A 20,647-nucleotide genomic window follows, 5' to 3' on the forward strand; every position below is an offset into this window, starting at 1 on the left:
CATCAGCTCCGGGCGGACAACAGTTGCGACAAGGTCTGCGCTTCGGCCTGCAATTCCTTGGCCAGCGCATGGGCGCGTGCGTCGTCCAATTGCTCGGCCAACCCTGCGGCCACCAACGAATGCGTCATGCGCTCGTGCTTGTCCAATACCGGCACCGCAATCACAACAACGCCGTTGATGTAGTGGTTGCGATCCAGGCTATAGCCATCACGGCGCACGGCGTCCACGTCCGCCTTCCACTCGGCGTATGGCGGCGCCTGATCCCAGCGCAAGGCCTTGAAGCGGCGTTCCAGTTCTTTATCCGATAGCTCGGAAAACGCGGCCACCAGGCGGCCCGTTGCGCTGATCAACGCGGGGAAACGGCTACCCACGTCCACATGCAAACGGAACGGCGCGGTCGAACGCGATAGCGCCAACACCACCATGTGTTCGCTGCCCGCCACTTCCACACCGATCGCGGTGACGTTCGCGGCACTGGAAAGCTTGTCCAACACCGGCTGCACCAAGGCCGGAAAGGGACTGCTTTCGATCACGCTGCGCGCCAGCGTCAGCATGCCCACGCCCAGGCTGTAGCGCTTGGTGGCGGCATCCACTTTCACCAGGCCCTCTTCCACCAGCACACGAAGAATGTGCAGGCAGGTGCTGGTGACCATGTCCAGTTCCTGCGAGATCGCCTTCAAGGTCATCGGCGCGCCGCCCCGGCCCAGCAATCGCAGGATGGCGATTGACCGCGTCACGGCCGGCACGGGCCGCACGCGTGGCCCTGCGGCTGCGGGGGATTCCTGGGAACTGGCTTCGCTCATCTGCATCTCCGATTTTTACTGCGGCAAGCATACCTTGCCGGGCCTGCGGCGTCGCCGTTTTAGGATGCCCGTAATTGTCTATATACAATCAATAGACGTCATTGACAATTTAAAAGCCGGCGCGCATAGTCTGCCCAACGGATTGCCGAACCCACACAGGTACGACGACATGACGACGCTGACCCAGACCACTTCTTACGCGGACGCCCAGGCGCTCTGCTCCTCGGACAAGCTCTGGGAGCTGTTCGACGGCAACCGCGAGCAGATGAACATTGCCCACGAGTGCATCGACCGGCATGCGGGCAAGGACGATCCCGCGATCATCCTGGTGCGCGCGGCGGGCGGCGACGAGATCTACTCGTTTCGCCAGATCGCCCAGCTGTCGTCGCAATTTGCGCACGCACTGGTTGAGCAAGGCATCCGCCCCGGCGACCGCGTGGCGGTGATGCTGGAACCGTCGCTGGCGTTCTATGTGGCGATGTTTGGCGCGATGAAAATGGGCGCCATCGCCGTGCCGCTGTTCACCTTGTTCGGCCCCGACGGCATCCGCCTGCGTGTGCAGGACTGCAAGCCGCGCATGCTGGTCACCAACGCTGAAAAAGCGCCCATGGTGGCGGCAGGGGACGACATGCGCGTCGTCATTGCCGACGACACGTTCCTGGGCAAACTGGCCAGCTACCCCACGCACTACGCCTGCAATACGCGGGCCGACGATCTGGCCATCTTTCAGTACACCTCGGGCACCACCCGAGAATTGCCGGACGCCGTCAAGCACACGCACCGCGCACTCGTCACGCTGATGCTGGCCGCGTTGTACGGCACCGGCGTGCGCCCCGGTGACCGCTTCATGTGCCCGTCATCGCCCGCTTGGGGCCATGGCTTGTGGCATGGCACGCTGGCCCCGTTGGCGCTTGGCGTGACCATTGGCGCCTACGCCGGCAAGTTCAACGCCGAACGCTTGCTGCAAGCCTTGCAGGATCACGCGTTCAACAACATCTCGGCCGCCGCCACGCACTACCGGATGATGCGCAATTCCGGCGCGGCAGGCCGCTACCGCTATCAACTGGACAAGGTCTCCTTCACCGGCGAACCCATCGACAGCGAAACGTCCGCGTTCGTGGAAGCCACCTTCGGCCGGCCCGTTTGCAGCATGTACGGCACCACCGAAATCGGTGTGTGCCTGGTGAACTACCCCGGCGCGACGGACTTCACGGTCAAGCCCGGCTCGCTCGGCAAACCCGTGCCTGGCCTGCGCGTTGAAGTGCAGGACGCCAACGGCGCGCCTTGCCCGCCCGGCGTCACCGGCGAATTGAAGCTGTGGCGGCGCGACGATTGGGTGGCCACCAAAGACCTTGGGCGTGTCGATGAAGACGGCTATTTCTGGCATGGCGGCCGCGCCGACGACGTCATCATCTCGGCCGGCTGGACCATGAGCGCCGTCGAGATCGAAGACGCCATCCTCAAACATCGCGACGTGTCCGAAGCCGCCGCCATCGGCGTGCCGGACGCGCTGCGCGGCCAGGTCGTCAAAGCCTTCGTGGTGTCAGCCCGCCCGGGCGACGACGCCTTCGTGGAAGAAATTCAGAACGCCGTGCGCAGCCAGCTGGCGCAGCACGAGTACCCGCGTCAGGTGGTGTTCGTGCCTGAACTGCCCAAGACGCCGGCCGGAAAGATCCATCGCCGAAAACTGCGGGAGCAAGAACTTGCAACCGCTGATGCATCAACCGTAAACGCCGCGCCCGCCGCGCACGTCTGACCATCCCCCCAGGAGACATCATGCTGACCAAGACCAAGATCGAACGTAGCTTCCCGACCATCACCGAGCAAGGCCTGGACGAACTGCGCGCCCGCATCGGCGTGAAGATCGGCGCCACCGCCGAACCGTGGTGCTACGAAGCCACGCGCGACAACATCCGCCACTACGCCCATGGCATTGGCGACGACAACCCCTTGTGGTCTGACCCGGAGTACGCGGCCAAGACCCAGCACGGCGGCATCATTGCGCTGCCCAGCTTCCTGTTTTCCACGAGCCGTATCGTGTCGGGCTACGTCGGCGGGCTGCCGGGCGTGCATGCGATGTGGTCGGGTGCAGATTGGACGTGGCACAAGACCGTCAAGCGCAACGACACCATCTCTACTGAGGCGCACCTGAAGAACCTGATCGAACACCAGACCCGCTTTGCCGGCCGCGCGATCCAGCAGATCTATCACGTGGACTTCTTCAACCAGGATGGCGACAAGGTGGCCGAGGCCGACAGCTGGTGCTTTCGCACCGAACGCGACCACGCCCGCGAGCAAGGCAGCAAGTACAAGGAAGTGCGCGCCCGCGAACCGCGCCGCTACAGCCCCGAAGAAATCAAGGAAGCCTACAAGCTCTACGCGCAGGAAGAAGTGCGCGGCGCCACGCCCCGCTACTGGGAAGACGTGAAGGAAGGCGAAGCGCTTCCCGTGATGTTCAAAGGCCCGATGACGGTGACCGGCTTCATCGCCTATGCGCAGGGCTGGGGCGGCCTGTACATCCGCGCCAACAAATTGGCGTGGCAACTGATCGACGCGCACCCGGGCGTAGGCATCACCAACCGCTTCGGCATTCCCGACGTGCCGGAACGCGTGCACTGGGAAGAAGAATTCGCGCTGGAAGTCGGCGCGCCGGGCGCCTATGACTACGGCCCCGAACGCAATTCCTGGCTGACGCATCACCTGACCAACTGGATGGGCGACGCCGGCTTCCTGCGCAAGTCCACGTGCAAGATCCGCCGCCACAACCCCGAAGGCGACATGCTGTTCTTCAAAGGCCGCGTCACGCGCAAGTACGTTGAAGACGGCCGCCATCTGGTCGAAATCGAACAGGAAGCCCGCAATCAGGACGACGAATTGTCCGTGCTGGGTTCCGGCGTGGTTGAATTGCCCACCCGCGCGTGATGTCAGCGTGATTCAAGCGTGACGTAATCGGGCCGCCCGGCGCACATCGCGCGCGGCGCGGCTTGTTTTCCCGACGGCTGACCAGCCGCCGCTGCTTGCCATGATCGCGCGCGTGCGCTTGCCGCCCGCGCGTCGGACATGACCATAACGAGGTCAATGATGTCTGGTTCATCGGAGCATGCTGCACACGCCCCCGACGCCCCCAACGCCCGCGCGCCGGGCGCGTTGGCAGGCTTACGGGTCATTGATCTTTCCCGCGTGCTGGCGGGGCCGCTGTGCACTCAGATGCTGGCGGACCAGGGCGCAAGCGTGATCAAGGTCGAGCCGCCGGGCGGCGACGAAACACGCATGTTGGGCCCGCCCGTCAATGCCGACGGCGACGCCGCCTACTTCACCGCCGTCAACCGCGGCAAGCGCGCGATCTGCCTGGACCTGTCACGCGCAGAAGGGCGCGACGTGTTGTTGCGCCTGTTGGAAGATGCCGACGTGCTGGTCGAGAACTTCATTCCCGGCACGATGGCCAAGTGGGGGCTGGACTACGAAACGGATTTGAAGGCCCGCTTTCCCCAACTGATCTATTGCGCCATTTCCGGCTTCGGCGAAGACGGCCCGCTGGGCGGCCTGCCGGGCTACGACGCCATCCTGCAAGCGATGTGCGGCTTGATGAGCGTGAACGGCGACGCCGCCAGCGGCCCCACGCGCATCGGCATCCCTATCGTGGACCACCTGACGGGCTACACCGCGCAGGCAGGCATCTTGCTGGCGCTGTACCACCGCGCACGCACCGGACGCGGCCAGCGCGTTGAGGCCACGCTGTACGACACCGCGCTCAGCCTGCTGGTGCCGCACGCCGCCAACTGGATGCACACGCAGCGCACGCCGGGCCTCCTGGGCAGCGCGCACCCCAACATCGCACCGTATGACCGCTATGCCTGCCGCGATGGCGACATCTTCCTGGGCATCGTCAACGACCGCCAGTTCCGCAAGTTCTGCGACTACATCGGCCTGGCGCCCTTGCTGGAAGACGAACGCTTTGCCACCAACCGCCAGCGCCTGGAACACCGCGATGCGCTGCGCACCGCCATCGACGAAGCGCTTACCCATCGCGCGCGCGACACGGTCTGCCACGACCTGATGCAGTTGGGCGTACCCGTCGGCCCCGTCCATACGGTGCCGGAAGCGTTCGAGCACGCGCACACGCGCCACCGCGGCATGCGCATCGACCGCGACGGCTATCACGGCATCGGCGCGGCCACTCGCCTGTCGGATGCGCCCGCACGCCTGCGCCGCCTGCCCCCTGCTTATGCGCAGCACACCGACGAGGTCCTCCGGGAGGCCGGCCTCGACGACACCCACATCGCGGCCCTGCGCGAGCTGGGCGTCTTGCCACGCAGGCCTCCTTCGAAGCCGTAGCAACACGACCGACCGCCCATAAAAAAATCCAGGAGACCACCATGAAGACACTACGCTTGATCGCCGCGCTAGCGGCGTCCTTGCTGTTCACGCAGCCTGCGGCCGCGGCCGACAGCTACCCCTCGAAACCCATACGCATCATCGTTCCCTATCAAGCCGGACAAGGCACCGACGTGGCCGGCCGCTACCTGGGCGAGTACCTGGCCAAGGCACTAGGGCAAGCCGTCATTGTCGAAAACCGGCCCGGCGCGGGCGGCAACATCGGCGCGTCCGAAGCGGCGCGCGCCACGCCCGATGGCTACACGCTGTTGATGGGCACGAACGGCACGCATGTGCTGAACCAGTACATGTACGCGTCCACCAACTTCGATCCCGAAAAAGATTTCGAACCCATCATGCTGGTCAGCTCGTTTCCGATGGTGCTGCTGACCACGCCCGCGTCGTCCTACACGAGCCTTGCCGACTTGCGCGACGCCGCCAAGGCCAAGACCGACAGCGTCAACGTCGGCATGCCCAGCACCACCGCGCGGCTGGTGTTTGAACTGCTCAAGCAGCAAGGCGTGTCCAGCCTGCGCGGCATTCCCTACAAGGGCTCAGCCACCGCCACCACCGACCTGATGGGCGGCCAGGTGCAGATCGGCATCGACACCGTCAGCGCCGCGCGCTCGTTCATCACGGGCGGCAAGCTGCGCGCGCTGGCGGTAACGTCATTGAAGGAATCGGCGCTGCTGCCCGGGGTCAAGCCCGTATCGGCCCAAGGCTTGCCAGACTTTCAGGTGATTGCGTGGAATGGCTTGTACGCCCCCAAAGGCACGCCGCCCGCCGTCGTGCAGAAGTTGAACGCCGAACTGACAAAGATTCTGGCGCGCCCCGAAGTGCAGCAACGTCTGTTGGAGTTAGGCCATGAACCGGGCGGCGGCACGCCGGGCGAACTGGCCGCCTTTGCCCGCAGCGAACGTCTGAAGTGGCAGCCGCTGATTGTTCAGGCGGGGCTGAAAGCGGAATAGCGTCTTTCGCTTGACCCGGCATAGAACGAGCCCAGGCCTTGCGCCTGGGCTTTTTCATGGGGCGGCGCCGGGCTACCGGCTCCTGGCTACTGGCTCCTGGCTACTGGCTACTGGCTCCTCGCTACTCGCTACTGCCTACCGCGTGACCGAGTTACCGGGTTACCGGGTTAACCCCAGCAGAATTAATACCTATAACATCAGAGAATATATTTATTGGAGACACCACCCCACCCATCCCTAATTCCGGGAGAAGACCATGGCAATGCCCACCCTCAAGCATTTCATCAACGGCCAATACGCGGAGTCCTCGGGCTCCGAGTATTTTGATTTGATCAGCCCCGTCACCGGCAAGCCGATCGCCCGCTCTCCCAACGCCAACGATGCCGACGTTGACGCCGCCTACGCCGCCGCCCGCAACGCGTTCAAGACCTGGGGCCGCAGCACGCCCTCCGCGCGCCAGCAGGCGCTGCTGAAACTGGCCGACGCGGTCGCCGAAAACAGCAGCCGCCTGGTCGACGCCCAAAGCCGCAACACCGGCCAGCTCAAACACCTGATCGCCTCTGAAGAAGTCGCCGTGTGCGTCGATCAGATCCGCTTCTTCGCCGGCGCCGCCCGCTTCCTGGAAGGCAAGGCCACGGGCGAATACATGGAAGGCCTGACCTCCAGCATCCGCCGCGAACCCTTGGGCGTGGTCGGGCAAGTCACGCCGTGGAACTACCCGTTGATGATGGCCGTGTGGAAGATCGCGCCGGCGCTTGCGGCGGGCAACACCGTCGTGCTCAAGCCCAGCGACAGCACCCCCGAAAGCACGCTGCTGCTGGCCGAGATTGCCGCGCCCTTCTTCCCCGCCGGCGCCTTTAACGTGGTGCTGGGCAACGCCGCCACCGGCGCCAAGGTGGTGTCGCACAAGACGCCCGCGCTGGTGTCCATCACCGGCTCGGTGCGCGCCGGGCTGCAAGTGGCCGCCTCCGCCGCCGCCAACCTGACCCGCGCCCACCTTGAGCTGGGCGGCAAGGCGCCCGTCGTCATCTTCGAAGACGCCGACCTGGACCGCGCCGCGCAGCACATCGCCATGACCGGCTACTTCAACGCCGGCCAAGATTGCACCGCCGCCACCCGCGTGATCGTGGCCGAATCCGTGCATGACGCCTTCGTCTCGAAACTCGTCGCCGCCGCGCGCGACACCCGCTTTGGCGAGCCGGACGACCAAGACGCGCTCTACGGCCCGCTGAACAACGCCGCCCAACTGGAACGCGTGCAAGGCTTCATCCAGCGCCTGCCCGCCCATGCCCGCGTCGAAACCGGGGGCCGCCAAGCTGCGCGCCCCGGCTACTACTTCGAACCCACCGTCATCACCGGCCTGCAACAACAAGACGAAGCCATCCAGACTGAAGTCTTCGGCCCGGTCATCACCGTGCAGAAGTTCAAAGACGAACAAGACGCCATCAGCAAAGCCAACGACGTGGAATACGGCCTGGCCTCCAGCGTCTGGACGCGCGACCACGGCCGCGCCCAACGCCTGTCGCGCGAGCTCGACTTCGGCACCGTATGGATCAACACCCACATCCCGCTGGTCGCGGAAGCGCCGCATGGCGGGTTCAAACGCAGCGGCTACGGCAAGGACTTGTCCGCCTATGGCTTCGAGGAATACACGCGCGTGAAGCACGTGATGAGCGCTCACGACTAAGGACTGGCCATGACATCCATCCACACGCAAGCCGATCGCACGCGCGAGCTCGTCACTCGCGCGCACCATGAACTTTTCAACCTGCACAACACGGGTGCGCTGGAACGCCTGTTCTCGCCGGCCTTCATCGAACACTCCGCGCTGGTCAAGGACGGCATCGACGGCTTGTTCAAGCTGCTGCACGACCACCCCGCCATTCAGTACGACGCGCATCGCGTCCTGGTGGATGGCGATCTCGTCGCCTTGCACGGCCGCTACACCGGTCTGGATGCCGAGCCCCTGGTGGGCTTCGACATCTACCGCGTGGCCGACGGCTTGATCGTCGAACACTGGGACGGGCTGGTGCCCGAAGCCGCACCCAACGCCAGCGGCCGCACGCAGCTGGACGGCCCGACGGAACCCCGTGCGGGCCAAGACACCGACGCCAACCGCGCCCTGGTCACGGCCTTCTTCAAGCGCGCGCTGATTGAAGGCGACTACACCGCATTCAGCGACTACGGCAACGGCGAAGGCTTCCATCAACACAGCCCGGATATCGCCGATGGCACAACGGCCGTCATCGACTTTCTGAACCAACTGCGCAAAGACGGCCAGGAACTGAAGTACAGCCGCACCCACCGCAGCGTGGCCGAAGGCGATTTCGTGCTGACGCATTCGGAAGGCAGCATCGCCGGCACGCGCCACGCGTACTTCGAACTGTGGCGCGTCCAAGACGGCAAGGTCGCTGAACTCTGGGACGCCATCATGCCGGTGCCGGACGACCGGCAGGCGGCGCACGCTCACGGCATCTTCTGACGGCACCCATGGCATGATGCACGTTTCTCTTTTCCGCCCCGGAGTCCGCCCATGACCGCCCACGCCATCGTCTATGCCCCCATCGGCCAAGGCACGCGCTCGGATCAGGTTGTTGAACGGCTCAGCAACGCCATCGTTGCGGGGCTGCTTCATGCCGACGAGCAACTGCCCAACGAGAACGAGCTGTCGCGCCTGATGGGGGTGTCGCCCGTGACCGTGCGCGAAGCCTTGAACACGCTGCGTGCGCGGCAACTGATCGACACCCGGCGCGGGCGCAACGGCGGCAGCTTTGTCTGCCCCGTGCCGGCGGACATGCTGCGTGACCGCCATCCGCTGCGCCTGGCCACTTCGGGCGATCTGGCTGATCTGGGCGAATTGCATTGCGCCCTGATCAGCCACAGCGCAAGGCTTGCCTCGCAGCGGTCCACACCGGATGAGCACCAGCGGCTGGCGCAGCAGATCGACCTGTTCGAAGCAGCGGCTGACCCGCAAGCGCGCGCGCAGGCCGACATGCGCTGCCTGCTGATGCTGGCCAGCCATGCGCAGTCGGCCCGGCTGGCGAACCAGGAACTGGAAGTGCAGGCGGAATGGGCGCCGCTTGCGGCATCGCTGTATCAAGACGACTCGCTGCATGCCGACGCCGTGGCGGCGTACCGGCGCTTGCAAGAGGCGTTGACCCAAGGCGATGAAGCCGCCAGCGGTGAACGGGCGCAAGACATGATCGGCGCAATGACGGATTGCCTGCTGGAACACAAACTGCGGCTGGATGCGCTGGGGGGTCAACCCACCCCCCAGCCGACAGCAAGCCCGCCACCAACCCGCTGACAACAGTGACTGACAACGCCCGCTGAACAAGACGGCTGGAAAAAGCCGCTGGGTAGGCTGCTGAAACAGGCTGCTGAAAACGGCAGCCCCCCCAGGCAAAGAGGAGACGGCAGATGAACGAAGACGCAAACATCGATCGCGCCAACGGCATTCTGGAATGCGTCTTGAACGATGCGCAGAACACCGCAAGCGCACTGGCGGACGCCACGGCCCAGATTTTTTCGGGCCAAACGCCGGCCCCGGACAGCGGCCTGCGGCTGTCGGCCGAACAGCGGCGCGCGTTGCAGACCCACATCCAGGTGGCGCTGCGCCTGAACCCCTGGTGCAACGGCGCGGGCTTTGCCAGCTATGCCGCGCCCGAAGGCCCCGAAGACGGCTATTGGACGCTGGAGTGGTGGCACCAAGAGGGGCGATCCTTGCAGCAAGCGCAGCTGGAACGCAATCAGGAAACGCGCCGCCGCCTGGACTTCCGTGCCTTCGCCTGGTTCGATGAGCCCGCCCGCCGCCACCGCCCCATCATTGAAGGCCCGTATGTGGACTACATCTGCAACGGCGCCTACACCATCACCGCTGCGCATCCGGTGCTGGTCGGCGATGCGTTCGCCGGTGTGGCGGCCGTAGACGTACTGGTCTCCACCCTGGACCGCATGCTGCTGCCCGCCTTGCGCAACATCGGCACGCCGGCGCTCGTACTGAACGCAGACTCACGCGTCGTGACCTCGACCGCGCGCGGTGTCCGCCCCGGCACCCTGTGGCAAGCCAAAGACGGCGACCGCCTGATTGGCGCTCCCAACGCGCTGCGCCTGGCCGTACTGCCAACGCCGCCGTCCCGCACGCCGCGCGGCCACCCCGCCAGCGCACATCCGCTGCGCCACCCCGGCTGACGCGCCGGGGCCACGCCCCACTCCCATTGACTTCGTACGCTCCGCGCCCTTGCTGGCGCGGCCGGCGCACATCTTTTGCAAACTGGAGAACCCCATGAAGTGGTATCTGCAAGCCCTGAAACACTACGCCGTCTTCAACGGCCGCGCCTCGCGCAAGGAGTACTGGATCTTCGTGCTGATTCAAATCCTGGCCGTGCTGGCGATTTCCGCCGCCGAACGCGCGGCCGCCGTCGCCAACCCCGAGATTCTGTTCGGCTGGTACACCGCGGGCTTTCTGCTGCTGACCTTGCTGCCCGCGCTGGCCGTCACGATCCGCCGCTTGCACGACACCGGCCGCAGCGGCTGGTGGGGCTTGCTGCACGCCGTGCCTGTCGCCGGCACGCTGCTCTTGCAGGCATTCATGCTGCCCGCCAGCGCGCGCGGACGAAACCGCTACGGCCCTGCCCCCGCGCCGGTGATGGCGTAAGCCGAAAGCCCTTGAATCCAGGACCCTAGACATGACACTGAACCGACGCGATTTCATCCTAAAAACCGCGGTTGCGACCACCGCGGCGAGCGCCGTGGGTGCGCTCGGCCTATGGCCCAAGCATTCCGCCGCACTGACCTTGGCGCCCGCGGGCGTTTCGCCCTCGGCCTCGATGCTGCCGCCTTCAGAACTGCTGCAAGACGCACGCAAGGTGCCCACACGGTTGGGCATCGACCCCCGCATCTGGAACTGGCGCAGCGACGCCAGCGCGTCCGATCCCATGCCCGCCAACTACTACGAAGCATCGTTGTCGGACTGGCCCGCCTTCGGTGGCTTGCCGGGCGACCTGCATTGCGAAGTTGTCGTCATCGGTGGCGGCCTGCTTGGCGCATCCACGGCGTTGCACCTGGCCGAAGCGGGTGTGGATGTCGTGCTGATCGAAAAAGACCACATCGGCTCGGGCGCGTCCGGCCGCAACGGTGGCCAGATGACGCCGGGGCTGGCGCGTTGGGAAGCCGGCACCATGCTGGAAAACCTGTCGCCCGATGAAGCCCAGCGGCTGTGGCGCTTTGCCTCGGTCGAAGCCATGGAAACCGTGGACGGTTTGCGCCACCGCCACGGCTTCGATTGCGACCGCCAATACGGCCACATCACGGCCGCGGTGCTCGCCGGCCACATGGGCGCGCTGGTCGACAACGCCGATGCGCGCCGCCGCCTGGGCGATGACAGCGTCAAGATCATTGGCCGCCATCAATTGAACGAGCAGCACGTGAAGTCCGACATCTACTTCGGCGCCGCCATCGACAGCGGCGGCGGCCAGGTGCAGCCGCTGGCCTTGCTGCGCGGCCTGATTCACGCCTTCGTCAAACTGGGCGGCCGGGTGTATGACGGCACGGCCGCGCAAGCCATCGAAGAATCACCGGGCAGCACGCTGGTGAAGACGGCGCAGGGCGCGCTCAAGGCCACCAAGGCCGTGGTCTTGGCCGTGCACAGCGCCACGTTCCAGTTCATGCCGGGCAGCGCCACCACCGTGCCATTCTTCACCTATGTGGCCGTCACGCCGCCGCTGGGCAATACGCTGGACGCGCTGATCCCATCCGGCCTGCCGGTCTACGACACGCAACTGCAAATCGATTACTACCGCCCCGTGCGCGACAACCGCCTGCTGTTTGGCGGGCAAGGCACGGGCAACTCGTGGTCACCGCGTGACGTCAACAACTACCTGCTCGACCGCATCAAGGCCGTGTTCCCGCAACTGGAAAATCCCGAGCTGGAATATTCCTGGAGCGGCATCAGCGACCTGACCTTGAACGGCGCAACCGACAGCCGCAAAAGCGCGGGCGACGTGCCGGTATACATGGTGCACGGCTGGAGCGGGCACGGCGTGGCGCAGACGGTGCGCATTGGCCGCGCCATCAGCGACGACCTGACCGGCCGCAACAATGACTACGCCATGCTGACGCGCTTTGATCACGCCGGCATTCCACTGGGCCGTCATCTGTCGCCCGTTGCGATTCCGCTGATCAAGGGCGCGCTGGGCGTCAGGGGCTTGATCAACCCCGCCGACATGGTGTCGTTCTAAGCCGGCACGCGCGCCCGGCGCTGGCCCATGGCGGCAATGGCCACGGCCAGCACCAGCAACGCCGCCGCCAACGCATAGGTGCCACGCATGCCTGCCGCCAACGCGGCGGGCGGCGCCATCCGCACGTCGCCCGCGCCGGACGCCCACGCGAATACCGCGCCCATCAACGATGCGCCAGTAATAAACCCCAGATTGCGCGACAGGTTCAACAGGCCCGATACCGCACCGCGCTGATCCGCCCCGGCGCTCGCCATGATGGCGCTGCTGTTGGCCGCCTGAAACAGCGCATAGCCGCTGGTGATGACCACCAGCGGCGCCACGTAGCCCGCCGGGCCAAACGTCAACGGCGCCAGCGGCAACAACGTTGCGCCTATCGTCATCGCGACGAGCCCGGCCAGCATCACGCGTTGCGCGCCGTAACGGTCCACACTGCGGCCCGCCGGCACACCGGCCAACGCGGCCACGGCGGGTCCGCAAGACATCACCAGCCCCACTCTCGCCGCGTCCAGGCCCAACGCGCCCGCCAGATAGAACGGGCCAACCACCAACGTCGTCATCATCACGGTTGAAACAAGTGCGTTCGTCGCCACACCGGCGCTCAAGATCGGTTCGCGAAACAGCGCCAGCCGGATCAACGGCGATGCCGACCTTGCCTGCACCCCCACGAACATTGCGGCGGCGATTGCCGCGACCGCCAGTAGCGCCAGGGTGGTTACGCCGAAGCCGCCGCCTGCCGTCATCGCCAACGCATAGGCGGCAACACCCACCGCCAGCAGCACCGAACCCGTGGCGTCAAAGCGCGCCCCAGGTTGAGCGGCATGCGCAGTGTCCCGAGGCAAATGCCGCCACGCCAAGCCAAACAGCGCGACGCCCAAGGGCAGATTGATCAGGAAAATCGACGGCCAGCCGAATCCGCTGATGAGCGCGCCGCCCAGCGTCGGACCGAGCGCGGTGCCGATGGCCGACATTGTGCCCAGCAGCCCCATCACGCTGCCCGTCTTCTCCTTGGGTACGGCCACGCTGGCGAACGCCATCGTCAGCGCCATCATGATGGCGGCCCCCACCCCTTGCACGGCACGCGCGGCGATCAACCCGCCCAGCCACGGCGACACGCCGCACAACAGCGACCCCGCCGTGAATAGGCCGATGCCCAGCAGCATCAGCCGCCGGCGGCCCATCACATCGCCCAAGCGCCCTGCGCTGACGATCACCGTGGTGATGGCCAGCAGATACGCCAGCACCACCCATTGCACCGAGGCGAAGCCCGCATCAAAGGTTTGCGCGAGCGTCGGCAACGCCACGTTCGCGATGCTGGTACCAAGCGCGGGCAACAGCATCGCCAAGGACAGGCTGGCCAACAATGGCCGGGAAGCAGGCATAGCGGGATGAGAAGATTGCACGATCAGGCCTAGAAGAATGGCTTGCCAACATGGCGCGCTGAAACCATCCTAGACTTGTGCGTCATCAGGCGGAAGACGCAGCATTTGCATTGAATACCTGCACGGAACGCCATGTCATGACGCGCACATCTGCGCGCCGCCATGCTACGTTTGCGGCATGGCTTCCCCCGACCTTAATCTGCTGATCACCCTGGACGTGCTGCTGGACGAAGGCAGCGTCGCGCGCGCGGCGCGCCGGCTGCGCTTGAGCCCATCAGCCATGAGCCGCGCACTGGCTCGCTTACGGGAAACCACGGGCGACCCGCTGCTGGTGCGCGCCGGACGTGGCCTCGTTCCTACCCCTCGGGCGCTTGAGCTGCGCGGCCGGGTGCATACGCTGGTGCAAGACGTTGAAGCGGTGTTGCGCCCTGCCGAACAGCTGGATCTGATGCGTCTGGAGCGCACCTTCACGTTGCGAACCAGCGACGGGTTTGTGGAAAATGTCGGGCCGATTCTGCTCAACCGCATCGGCCGGGAAGCCCCGGGCGTGCGGCTGCGCTTCATGCAGAAGGCGGACAAAGACAGCGCGCCGCTGCGCGAGGGCGAAGTCGATTTGGATACGGGCGTGGTCAGTGACGCCGCCAGCCCCGAACTGCGCACCCGCGCACTCTTCCACGATAGATTCATCGGCGTCGTGCGCGCCGGCCATCCGCTAAGCGGCGGCAAGGTAACGCTTGCCCGCTACGCCAACGCACACCACATTCTGATGTCACGGCGCAATCGTGAGACCGGCCCGGTCGACGACGCCTTGGCCGCCACGGGACGCAAGCGTCATATCGCCACCACCGTCGGCGGATTTTCCGCCGCGCTGGCGCTGGCCCGGCACTCGGACCTGATCGCCACGGTGCCCGAGCGGCACACGGGCAATCTGCGCACCGGGATGCACAGCTTCCCGCTGCCCTTCCCGATGCCCGCGTTCACGGTGTCGATGCTGTGGCATCCCCGCATGGACGGGGACGCCGCGCATCGCTGGCTGCGCGGGTGCGTGCTGGAAGCGGTCCAGCAGTTGCCCGCGCGCTGACGCGACGCGGGTTATTTGGCCGCTTATTTTCCTGCTTACTTGGCTGCACTGGCCGCGGTGGCCGCGCTGCCCGCCAGCGCATCAAACTTCTTATCCAGTTCGGCGAGCGACTGGTTGATGTGATCGCGGCGGTCTTTGATCCACTTGCCTTGCGAGGCCAGTTGCTCGCGCGCTTCTTTCAGCATGCGATCCATCTCGGCCGGCTGCGGGCCGCCGCTGGTGGCGCGGTTCTTCACGATGGCGACCGGGTCCAGCGTGGAACGGAACTCGGCTTCGCTCATTGGCAGTTCATTGCCGTACTTGGAATCCTTCATCGCATCGGCGTAGATGCGGCGGGCCTGTTCATACGGGAAGTCCAAGGGCTTGATGTTGTTGGTCTTGGCGTAGGTGACCACTTCGGAGGCGAAGTGATGGCCATCGCGGAACGGCAGCTTGTACTTGCGCATCAGCACGTCGGCCAGTTCCTGCGATGCGGTCCAGTCGCTGTTCAGTTCTTCCAGCGCGCGGTCCGGGCTGATGACCATGGCCTTGAGCACGCGGTCCCAGCGCTTGAGCGCCGAGATACCGCTGTCGACCATGGCGGAATTCTGCTTCACGTCTTTGGGGTCGCTCATGCCCGGCGTGATGTTGTGCGTCTGAATGATGGGGCCCATCGCCAAGGTGATCGCGGTGGACGCGTCGCTGCGGGTGTCATTCAGCAGACCGGGGTTGCGCTTTTGCGGCATGGCGCTGGACACATAAGTATTGCCGCCGCCCTCTTCCAGCAGAATCCACGGGCGCGACTGTGCGTACTGGGTCATGACGTCTTCAACAAAGTTGCCGGTACGCAGCGCGATGCTGGTGACGATCGACGCCACTTCCACCGGCTGGTCCATCGACGAAATCTGCGAGGCATCGTAGGCGTTATCCACCAAGGCTTCAAAGCCCAGGTATTGCGCCATACGCTTGCGGTCCAGCGGCCAGCTGGTGCCGTTCAACACGGTGGTGCCCATGGGCGAACGGTCGATGCGCACATAGGCTTCGCGGATACGCTGCGCGTCACGCGCCAAGCCTGCCGCCTGGCCCAGCAGATAGTGTCCGTAGCTGTTGGGCTGCGCGGCCACGCCATTGGTGTAGTTCGGCACGACGGTGCCGGCGTGCTTGGCGGCCAGTTCCACCAGCGTAGTGGACGTCTTGTTCAACTGGTCGGCCAGTTCCAGCAGCTTGTCGCGCAAGATGGCGCTGCGGTAGGTGGCGTGCATGTCCTGGCTGGAGCGGCCCGCATGCAGCAGGGTCACGTCTTCGCCGGCCGCCTTGATCAGCAAGGGTTCAAAGGTGATGACGCTGGCCGGGCGCTTGGCGCCGGGCTGGTTGCCGTCGTTGATGACCTTGGCCACGCCTGCGGCCAGGCGCGGCGCCATGGACTTGTCCAGCAGCCCTTCATCAGTGTTGATGACGGCGGTGGCCTTGTTGATTTCTCCCAGCCAGAAGAAGGGGTCGCGCGGCACGGCGGTGGCGGCAGGCGCGGCAGCGGCGGGCGCGTTGGCGGGTGCCGTCGCGGGCGCCGCTTGGGCCAGCGCGGCATGCGTGCTCAGCGACAAGACCAGGGCGGCGCCCAGGGTGGGAAGAAACTGTCTCATGGCGTTCTCGTTATGGGAATCGTTTTTGGGATGCTTGTGGCGGTCGACATCGAAGCCGATAGGGGGATCGATAGGGAAGCCGACTCCAGGGCGGTTGGCTAGTTTATGGAAAAGCCCCCGGCCCGAAAACCGGGTATTACACGGATATCCCGCGAATGCGTAACAAGAGCCCTCCAGGCTGAATAGTTCCTGACGCGATGACGCAGCGCAAAAAAATTGCGGGGCGACGCCGCTGACGCTGAGCGGGAACGAGAGTTAGCCAGGCGCCCCGATTCCTGACGCGCCCCAGTTCGTCGTGCATCTCATAGCGGTATGGCGGGATGCCAAAAAGTGGCCGGGTCCGTCAGGCCGCTTTGCTTCTAGAATTCCAGCACGCACTGCGCGCGCCCGCGCGCGGGCGGGATTCATTCAGCAGCACCGGGAGACTCATCTTGACCCAACCGACCAACGCCTTGGCTCACGCGGATTACCCGCCCGCCCAAACGGTCGAAGACTTCACTGCGAACCTTGCCGCCGTGCAACACCGCATCGCCCAAGCCTGCGAACGCGCCGGCCGCGATGCCGGCAGCGTGCGGCTATTGCCCGTCAGCAAGACCGTGGACGCGGCGCGCGTGCGGCTGTCGTACGAAGCAGGCATCCGCTATCTGGGCGAAAACAAGGTGCAGGAAGCGTATTCCAAATGGGAAGCCTTGAGCGACCTGCCCGACCTGCGTTGGTCCGTCATCGGCCATCTGCAAACCAACAAGGCCAAACTGGTTGCGCGCTTCGCGTCGGAATTCCAGGCGCTGGACAGCCTGCGCGTGGCTGAAGAGCTCGACCGCCGGTTGCAGGCCGAAGGGCGTGCGCTGGATGTGTTCGTGCAGATCAATACGTCGGGCGAAGCCAGCAAGTACGGGCTGGCGCCGGAAGACGCCGCCGCCTTCGTGCAGGCCTTGCCCGCATTTCAATCGCTGCGCGTGAAGGGGTTGATGACGCTGGCGCTCTTCGCAAGCGATGCCGCGCGCGTGCGGCCATGCTTCGTGCGCCTGCGCGAGCTGCGCGACACACTACGCCAGACCGCGCCGGCAGGCATCGACCTGGCCGAGTTGTCGATGGGCATGTCGGGTGACTTCGAACTGGCCATTGAAGAAGGCGCAACAGTCGTGCGCGTAGGCCAGGCGATTTACGGATCGCGCGCGCTGCCCGACAGCCACTACTGGCCTGCGACGGGCAAGCCGGAAAACTGAAGGGAAAGCAATGCGCCACTAGGGGGGCAAGAACTGGCCGCAAAAGTGGTCTGATTGATATTCATAAAGTGGCATGAATAAACAGTCCACTTGAATCCTACACTTTGCGTTGAATAAGGCTGCGCGCATTGCAGCCGTTACGCACTGTGGAGTGATTCATGCATTTAACGCCGGCCCGCCTGCAACCCGCCGACTTCTTCGCCCCGACCGTCGCCGCCCTGATTTCTGTTCTGGTGAACTACGGCGGCACCTTTGTCCTGGTCTTCCAGGCTGCCGAACTGGCGCAACTGACGCCCGCCCAGACCACGTCCTGGGTATGGGCCGTGTCCATCGGCGTCGGCGTCACGGGCGCGTTCCTCAGCTTCCGGTACAAGGCTCCCATCATCACCGCCTGGTCCACGCCGGGCGTGGCGTTCCTGGCCACGGTGATGCCCTTCACACCCTATGGCGAAGTCATCGGTGCGTACATGCTGTCGGCACTGGGCTTCATCGTATTGGGGCTGTCCGGTGCGTTCGAAAAGCTGGTCCGCATGATCCCCGCGGGTATCGCCGCCGGCCTCTTGGCGGGCATCCTGCTGCAATTCGGCGTCAACGCATTTGGCGGCGCCAGCGCCGACCCCTTGCTGGTGATCGTGCTGGTGATTTGCTATGCATTGCTCAAGCGGTATACCTCACGCTTTGCCGTGGTTGGCATCTTGGTGATTGGCGTCACGATGCTGCTGGCGCAACAACGTATCGACGTCTCGGCCATCCACCTCAGCCTTGCCACGCCCGTGTTCGAAACGCCGCGCTTCTCGTTGCATGCGCTGTTGGGCGTCGCGTTGCCGCTGTTCATCATCACGCTGACCGGGCAATATATGCCGGGCATGCTGGTGCTGCGCAATGACGGATACAAAACCAGCGCCAGCCCGATTCTGACCGTCACCGGCCTGGGCTCGTTGCTGATGGCGCCCTTTGGCGCGCACGCGTTCAACGTTGCGGCCATCACGGCAGCCATCTGCACCGGCCCCGACGCGCACCCTGACCCGCGCAAGCGCTACATCGCGGGGCTGGCCTGCGGGGTCTTCTACATTCTGGTGGGCACCTTCGGCGTCACCCTGGCGACGCTTTTCATGGTGCTGCCCAAGACCTTCATCACCACGCTTGCCGGGCTGGCATTGCTGGGCGCCATTGGCGGCAGTCTGGCCAATGCCATGGCTGATGCGCGCACGCGCGAAACGGCGCTCATCACGTTCCTGGCGACGGCGGCCAACGTTACGTTGTTGGGCGTGGGTGGCGCATTCTGGGGGCTGGCCGCCGGGCTGACTGCGCACCTGCTGATACACGGCGGCAGCCGCGCGCTGCTTGGCAGCCCGGCCAAGCCCTAACCATGCGAGGGGTGCTATTGGGCTTTTTGGGGCTGCTACTTCTTTCGTAGCGCCTGTGACAAGCGCTTCACGGACGTATCAATCTCATGCGCCGTCAACGAGGAATAGCCCAATATCCACCCTTGCCGCTTTTCCGCGCCGGCATACAGGCGGCTCAAGCCGGGCAGTTGCAGGCCAGCGGCCGCCGCCAGCCGGATGGTCTTGGCCTCTGACCACCCCCGCGCAAGCAGGCAAGGAATCTGCAATCCGCCTTCTGGACGCAAGGCGGTGGCGATGTCTGGCAGATGCGTGTTCAGCGCTTGCAACATGGCGTCGCGGCGCGCCGCATACAGCTTGCGCATGGCGCGCACGTGGGCCGCGTAATGCCCGTCCTCCATGAAGCGCGCCAGCGTCAATTGCAGAATCTGCGGCGTATGCCCGTCCATGATGCTGCGCGCGCGCGTGAAGGCGCCAACCAGCTCGTGCGGCAACGCCATATAGCCCATACGCAGGCCCGGGTAGAGCGTCTTGCTGAAGGTGCCGACGTAGAGCGTGCGCTGATGTTTGTCCACGCCCTGCACGCACGCGGTTGGCAGACCGTCGTAATGGAACTCGCTGTCGTAGTCGTCCTCGATGATCCACTTTCCCAGCTCGGCCGCCCAACGGGTCAGCTCCAGGCGGCGCGCCAACGACAAGGTGGCACCGGTGGGGTACTGATGCGACGGCGTCACGTACACGCAGTTTGCACCGCTGCGATCCGCACGCAGCAGATCCATGCGGATGCCGTCCTCGTCCACATCGATCGGCACGATTTTCGCTTCGGCCGCTTCAAACGCCTTCTTGGCGCCGAAGTATCCCGGGTTCTCAAGCAGGATGGGCTTGCCCGCGTCCACCAGCAATTGCGCGCACAGAAACAGCGCCTGCCGCGTGCTGCTCAACACCAGAATCTGATCCGCAGATACCTTGGCGCCCCGCTCCAGATTCAGATAGGCGGCAATGGCCTTGCGCAGCGGCGCCGCCCCTTGCGGGTCGCCATGCAGCAGCACGTGGTCCCGATAGTCCTTCAGCGCCTGCCGCTGCAAGCGTTCCCAGACATCGGTGGGAAACGTGCGTGTCTCGGGCAGCCCGGTGGCAAACGCCTTGACCGCTTGCTGGTCCGCCACCCCGCCGCTATCGAAAATCATCCGGCCCCGGCGGCTCAACCCGGCTGCCGGCGCCGGCACGCCGCGCTTGTCATCCTGAAGCTTGGCGCGGCGGCCGGCAGCGCCGCGCAGCTGGGCGCCTACCGTGTCAGACACATAGCTGCCTGAACCCCCGCGCCGCACGATATAGCCGTCGCGATGCAGCTGTACGTATGCGTTTTCAACGGTGTCGCGCGCAACACCCAGCGACGTGGCCAGCGTGCGGGTGGCGGGCAATTTGATGCCCGCATCCAGCGCGCCATCCAGGATCAGCGCACGTAGCGCCCGCTGGATGCGCTGATGCAGATCCAACGGCTGAAGATCGGCGTCGTTCAGCCGGATCTTCAGCGTGTCCAGTTCAAAAGCCTTGGCCATGCGGTCTGCCTGATGGATAAGATTGAATCAATCAAAGCAGGCCATTCTATCCGCAC

17 protein-coding genes are annotated in these 20,647 nt (G+C 65.2%); 13 read left to right on the plus strand and 4 right to left on the minus strand.

The features are described 5' to 3' along the window. Positions 1–2 precede the first annotated feature (2 nt). Positions 3–803: an IclR family transcriptional regulator gene (locus AC1DB0_RS24725; RefSeq protein ID WP_342066767.1), complete on the minus strand. Its 801-nt coding sequence runs from the start codon at positions 801–803 to the stop codon at positions 3–5. A 169-nt stretch (positions 804–972) separates the two neighbouring features. Here AC1DB0_RS24725 and AC1DB0_RS24730 point away from each other — a divergent pair, with 169 nt between their 5' ends. The 10 genes from AC1DB0_RS24730 to AC1DB0_RS24775 all read left to right on the plus strand — a co-directional run bounded on the left by AC1DB0_RS24730 (position 973) and on the right by AC1DB0_RS24775 (position 12,384). Then, positions 973–2,559: an acetate--CoA ligase gene (locus tag AC1DB0_RS24730; protein WP_342066768.1), complete on the plus strand. Its 1,587-nt coding sequence runs from the start codon at positions 973–975 to the stop codon at positions 2,557–2,559. A 20-nt stretch (positions 2,560–2,579) separates the two neighbouring features. Further along, complete coding sequence (locus AC1DB0_RS24735) at positions 2,580–3,725, plus strand: FAS1-like dehydratase domain-containing protein (RefSeq protein ID WP_054427569.1); 1,146 nt, start codon at positions 2,580–2,582, stop codon at positions 3,723–3,725. Between the two features lie 156 nt (positions 3,726–3,881). Next, complete coding sequence (locus AC1DB0_RS24740; protein WP_476758155.1) at positions 3,882–5,138, plus strand: CaiB/BaiF CoA transferase family protein; 1,257 nt, start codon at positions 3,882–3,884, stop codon at positions 5,136–5,138. 41 nt (positions 5,139–5,179) lie between these two features. Continuing rightward, positions 5,180–6,145, plus strand: a complete 966-nt coding sequence (locus AC1DB0_RS24745) for a Bug family tripartite tricarboxylate transporter substrate binding protein (RefSeq protein WP_175170990.1) — start codon at positions 5,180–5,182, stop codon at positions 6,143–6,145. Positions 6,146–6,401: 256 nt separating this feature from the next. Next, on the plus strand, positions 6,402–7,832 hold the full coding sequence (locus AC1DB0_RS24750) for a gamma-aminobutyraldehyde dehydrogenase (protein ID WP_054427566.1): 1,431 nt from the start codon (positions 6,402–6,404) through the stop codon (positions 7,830–7,832). A 9-nt stretch (positions 7,833–7,841) separates the two neighbouring features. After that, positions 7,842–8,627, plus strand: coding sequence for a nuclear transport factor 2 family protein (locus AC1DB0_RS24755; RefSeq protein WP_054427565.1), 786 nt, complete (start codon positions 7,842–7,844; stop codon positions 8,625–8,627). Between the two features lie 51 nt (positions 8,628–8,678). After that, the gene (locus tag AC1DB0_RS24760) at positions 8,679–9,452 is read left to right on the plus strand and encodes a FadR/GntR family transcriptional regulator (RefSeq protein ID WP_175170993.1); all 774 of its coding nucleotides are present in this window, start codon (positions 8,679–8,681) and stop codon (positions 9,450–9,452) included. A 113-nt stretch (positions 9,453–9,565) separates the two neighbouring features. Further along, positions 9,566–10,336 carry a cache domain-containing protein gene (locus AC1DB0_RS24765; protein WP_054427563.1) on the plus strand — a complete coding sequence of 257 codons (771 nt, stop codon included), beginning with the start codon at positions 9,566–9,568 and terminating at the stop codon, positions 10,334–10,336. A 94-nt stretch (positions 10,337–10,430) separates the two neighbouring features. Then, the gene (locus AC1DB0_RS24770; RefSeq protein WP_175170994.1) at positions 10,431–10,802 is read left to right on the plus strand and encodes a DUF805 domain-containing protein; all 372 of its coding nucleotides are present in this window, start codon (positions 10,431–10,433) and stop codon (positions 10,800–10,802) included. Between the two features lie 172 nt (positions 10,803–10,974). Then, positions 10,975–12,384 (plus strand): NAD(P)/FAD-dependent oxidoreductase, encoded by a 1,410-nt coding sequence (locus AC1DB0_RS24775; protein ID WP_476758187.1) that lies wholly within the window; start codon positions 10,975–10,977, stop codon positions 12,382–12,384. On the opposite strand, the gene AC1DB0_RS24780 is transcribed toward AC1DB0_RS24775, so the two are convergent. Next, positions 12,381–13,784 (minus strand): MFS transporter, encoded by a 1,404-nt coding sequence (locus AC1DB0_RS24780; protein WP_476758156.1) that lies wholly within the window; start codon positions 13,782–13,784, stop codon positions 12,381–12,383. The genes AC1DB0_RS24775 and AC1DB0_RS24780 overlap by 4 nt on opposite strands. A 157-nt stretch (positions 13,785–13,941) precedes the next feature. Here AC1DB0_RS24780 and AC1DB0_RS24785 point away from each other — a divergent pair, with 157 nt between their 5' ends. Beyond that, positions 13,942–14,844: a LysR family transcriptional regulator gene (locus AC1DB0_RS24785; RefSeq protein ID WP_476758157.1), complete on the plus strand. Its 903-nt coding sequence runs from the start codon at positions 13,942–13,944 to the stop codon at positions 14,842–14,844. 35 nt (positions 14,845–14,879) lie between these two features. Here AC1DB0_RS24785 and AC1DB0_RS24790 read toward each other — a convergent pair whose 3' ends face one another. Beyond that, positions 14,880–16,463 carry an argininosuccinate lyase gene (locus AC1DB0_RS24790; protein WP_476758158.1) on the minus strand — a complete coding sequence of 528 codons (1,584 nt, stop codon included), beginning with the start codon at positions 16,461–16,463 and terminating at the stop codon, positions 14,880–14,882. 431 nt (positions 16,464–16,894) lie between these two features. Here AC1DB0_RS24790 and AC1DB0_RS24795 point away from each other — a divergent pair, with 431 nt between their 5' ends. Further along, on the plus strand, positions 16,895–17,689 hold the full coding sequence (locus AC1DB0_RS24795; protein ID WP_054427557.1) for a YggS family pyridoxal phosphate-dependent enzyme: 795 nt from the start codon (positions 16,895–16,897) through the stop codon (positions 17,687–17,689). A gap of 158 nt (positions 17,690–17,847) precedes the next feature. Then, on the plus strand, positions 17,848–19,056 hold the full coding sequence (locus AC1DB0_RS24800) for a benzoate/H(+) symporter BenE family transporter (RefSeq protein ID WP_476758159.1): 1,209 nt from the start codon (positions 17,848–17,850) through the stop codon (positions 19,054–19,056). Positions 19,057–19,091: 35 nt separating this feature from the next. Here AC1DB0_RS24800 and pdxR read toward each other — a convergent pair whose 3' ends face one another. Then, positions 19,092–20,591, minus strand: a complete 1,500-nt coding sequence (pdxR, locus tag AC1DB0_RS24805; RefSeq protein WP_476758160.1) for a MocR-like pyridoxine biosynthesis transcription factor PdxR — start codon at positions 20,589–20,591, stop codon at positions 19,092–19,094. Positions 20,592–20,647 lie beyond the last annotated feature (56 nt).

This window comes from Achromobacter sp. 10T422 (assembly GCF_056394065.1).

Bases quoted from the DNA above. Each gene is read 5' to 3' on its own strand.
- AC1DB0_RS24725 (WP_342066767.1), bottom strand. From the start codon at position 803: ATGAGCGAAGCCAGTTCCCAGGAATCCCCCGCAGCCGCAGGGCCACGC.
- AC1DB0_RS24800 (WP_476758159.1), top strand. From the start codon at position 17,848: ATGCATTTAACGCCGGCCCGCCTGCAACCCGCCGACTTCTTCGCCCCG.
- AC1DB0_RS24770 (WP_175170994.1), top strand. From the start codon at position 10,431: ATGAAGTGGTATCTGCAAGCCCTGAAACACTACGCCGTCTTCAACGGC.
- pdxR (WP_476758160.1), bottom strand. From the start codon at position 20,591: ATGGCCAAGGCTTTTGAACTGGACACGCTGAAGATCCGGCTGAACGAC.
- AC1DB0_RS24750 (WP_054427566.1), top strand. From the start codon at position 6,402: ATGGCAATGCCCACCCTCAAGCATTTCATCAACGGCCAATACGCGGAG.
- AC1DB0_RS24765 (WP_054427563.1), top strand. From the start codon at position 9,566: ATGAACGAAGACGCAAACATCGATCGCGCCAACGGCATTCTGGAATGC.
- AC1DB0_RS24740 (WP_476758155.1), top strand. From the start codon at position 3,882: ATGATGTCTGGTTCATCGGAGCATGCTGCACACGCCCCCGACGCCCCC.
- AC1DB0_RS24755 (WP_054427565.1), top strand. From the start codon at position 7,842: ATGACATCCATCCACACGCAAGCCGATCGCACGCGCGAGCTCGTCACT.
- AC1DB0_RS24760 (WP_175170993.1), top strand. From the start codon at position 8,679: ATGACCGCCCACGCCATCGTCTATGCCCCCATCGGCCAAGGCACGCGC.
- AC1DB0_RS24790 (WP_476758158.1), bottom strand. From the start codon at position 16,463: ATGAGACAGTTTCTTCCCACCCTGGGCGCCGCCCTGGTCTTGTCGCTG.
- AC1DB0_RS24730 (WP_342066768.1), top strand. From the start codon at position 973: ATGACGACGCTGACCCAGACCACTTCTTACGCGGACGCCCAGGCGCTC.
- AC1DB0_RS24735 (WP_054427569.1), top strand. From the start codon at position 2,580: ATGCTGACCAAGACCAAGATCGAACGTAGCTTCCCGACCATCACCGAG.
- AC1DB0_RS24775 (WP_476758187.1), top strand. From the start codon at position 10,975: ATGCTGCCGCCTTCAGAACTGCTGCAAGACGCACGCAAGGTGCCCACA.
- AC1DB0_RS24745 (WP_175170990.1), top strand. From the start codon at position 5,180: ATGAAGACACTACGCTTGATCGCCGCGCTAGCGGCGTCCTTGCTGTTC.
- AC1DB0_RS24785 (WP_476758157.1), top strand. From the start codon at position 13,942: ATGGCTTCCCCCGACCTTAATCTGCTGATCACCCTGGACGTGCTGCTG.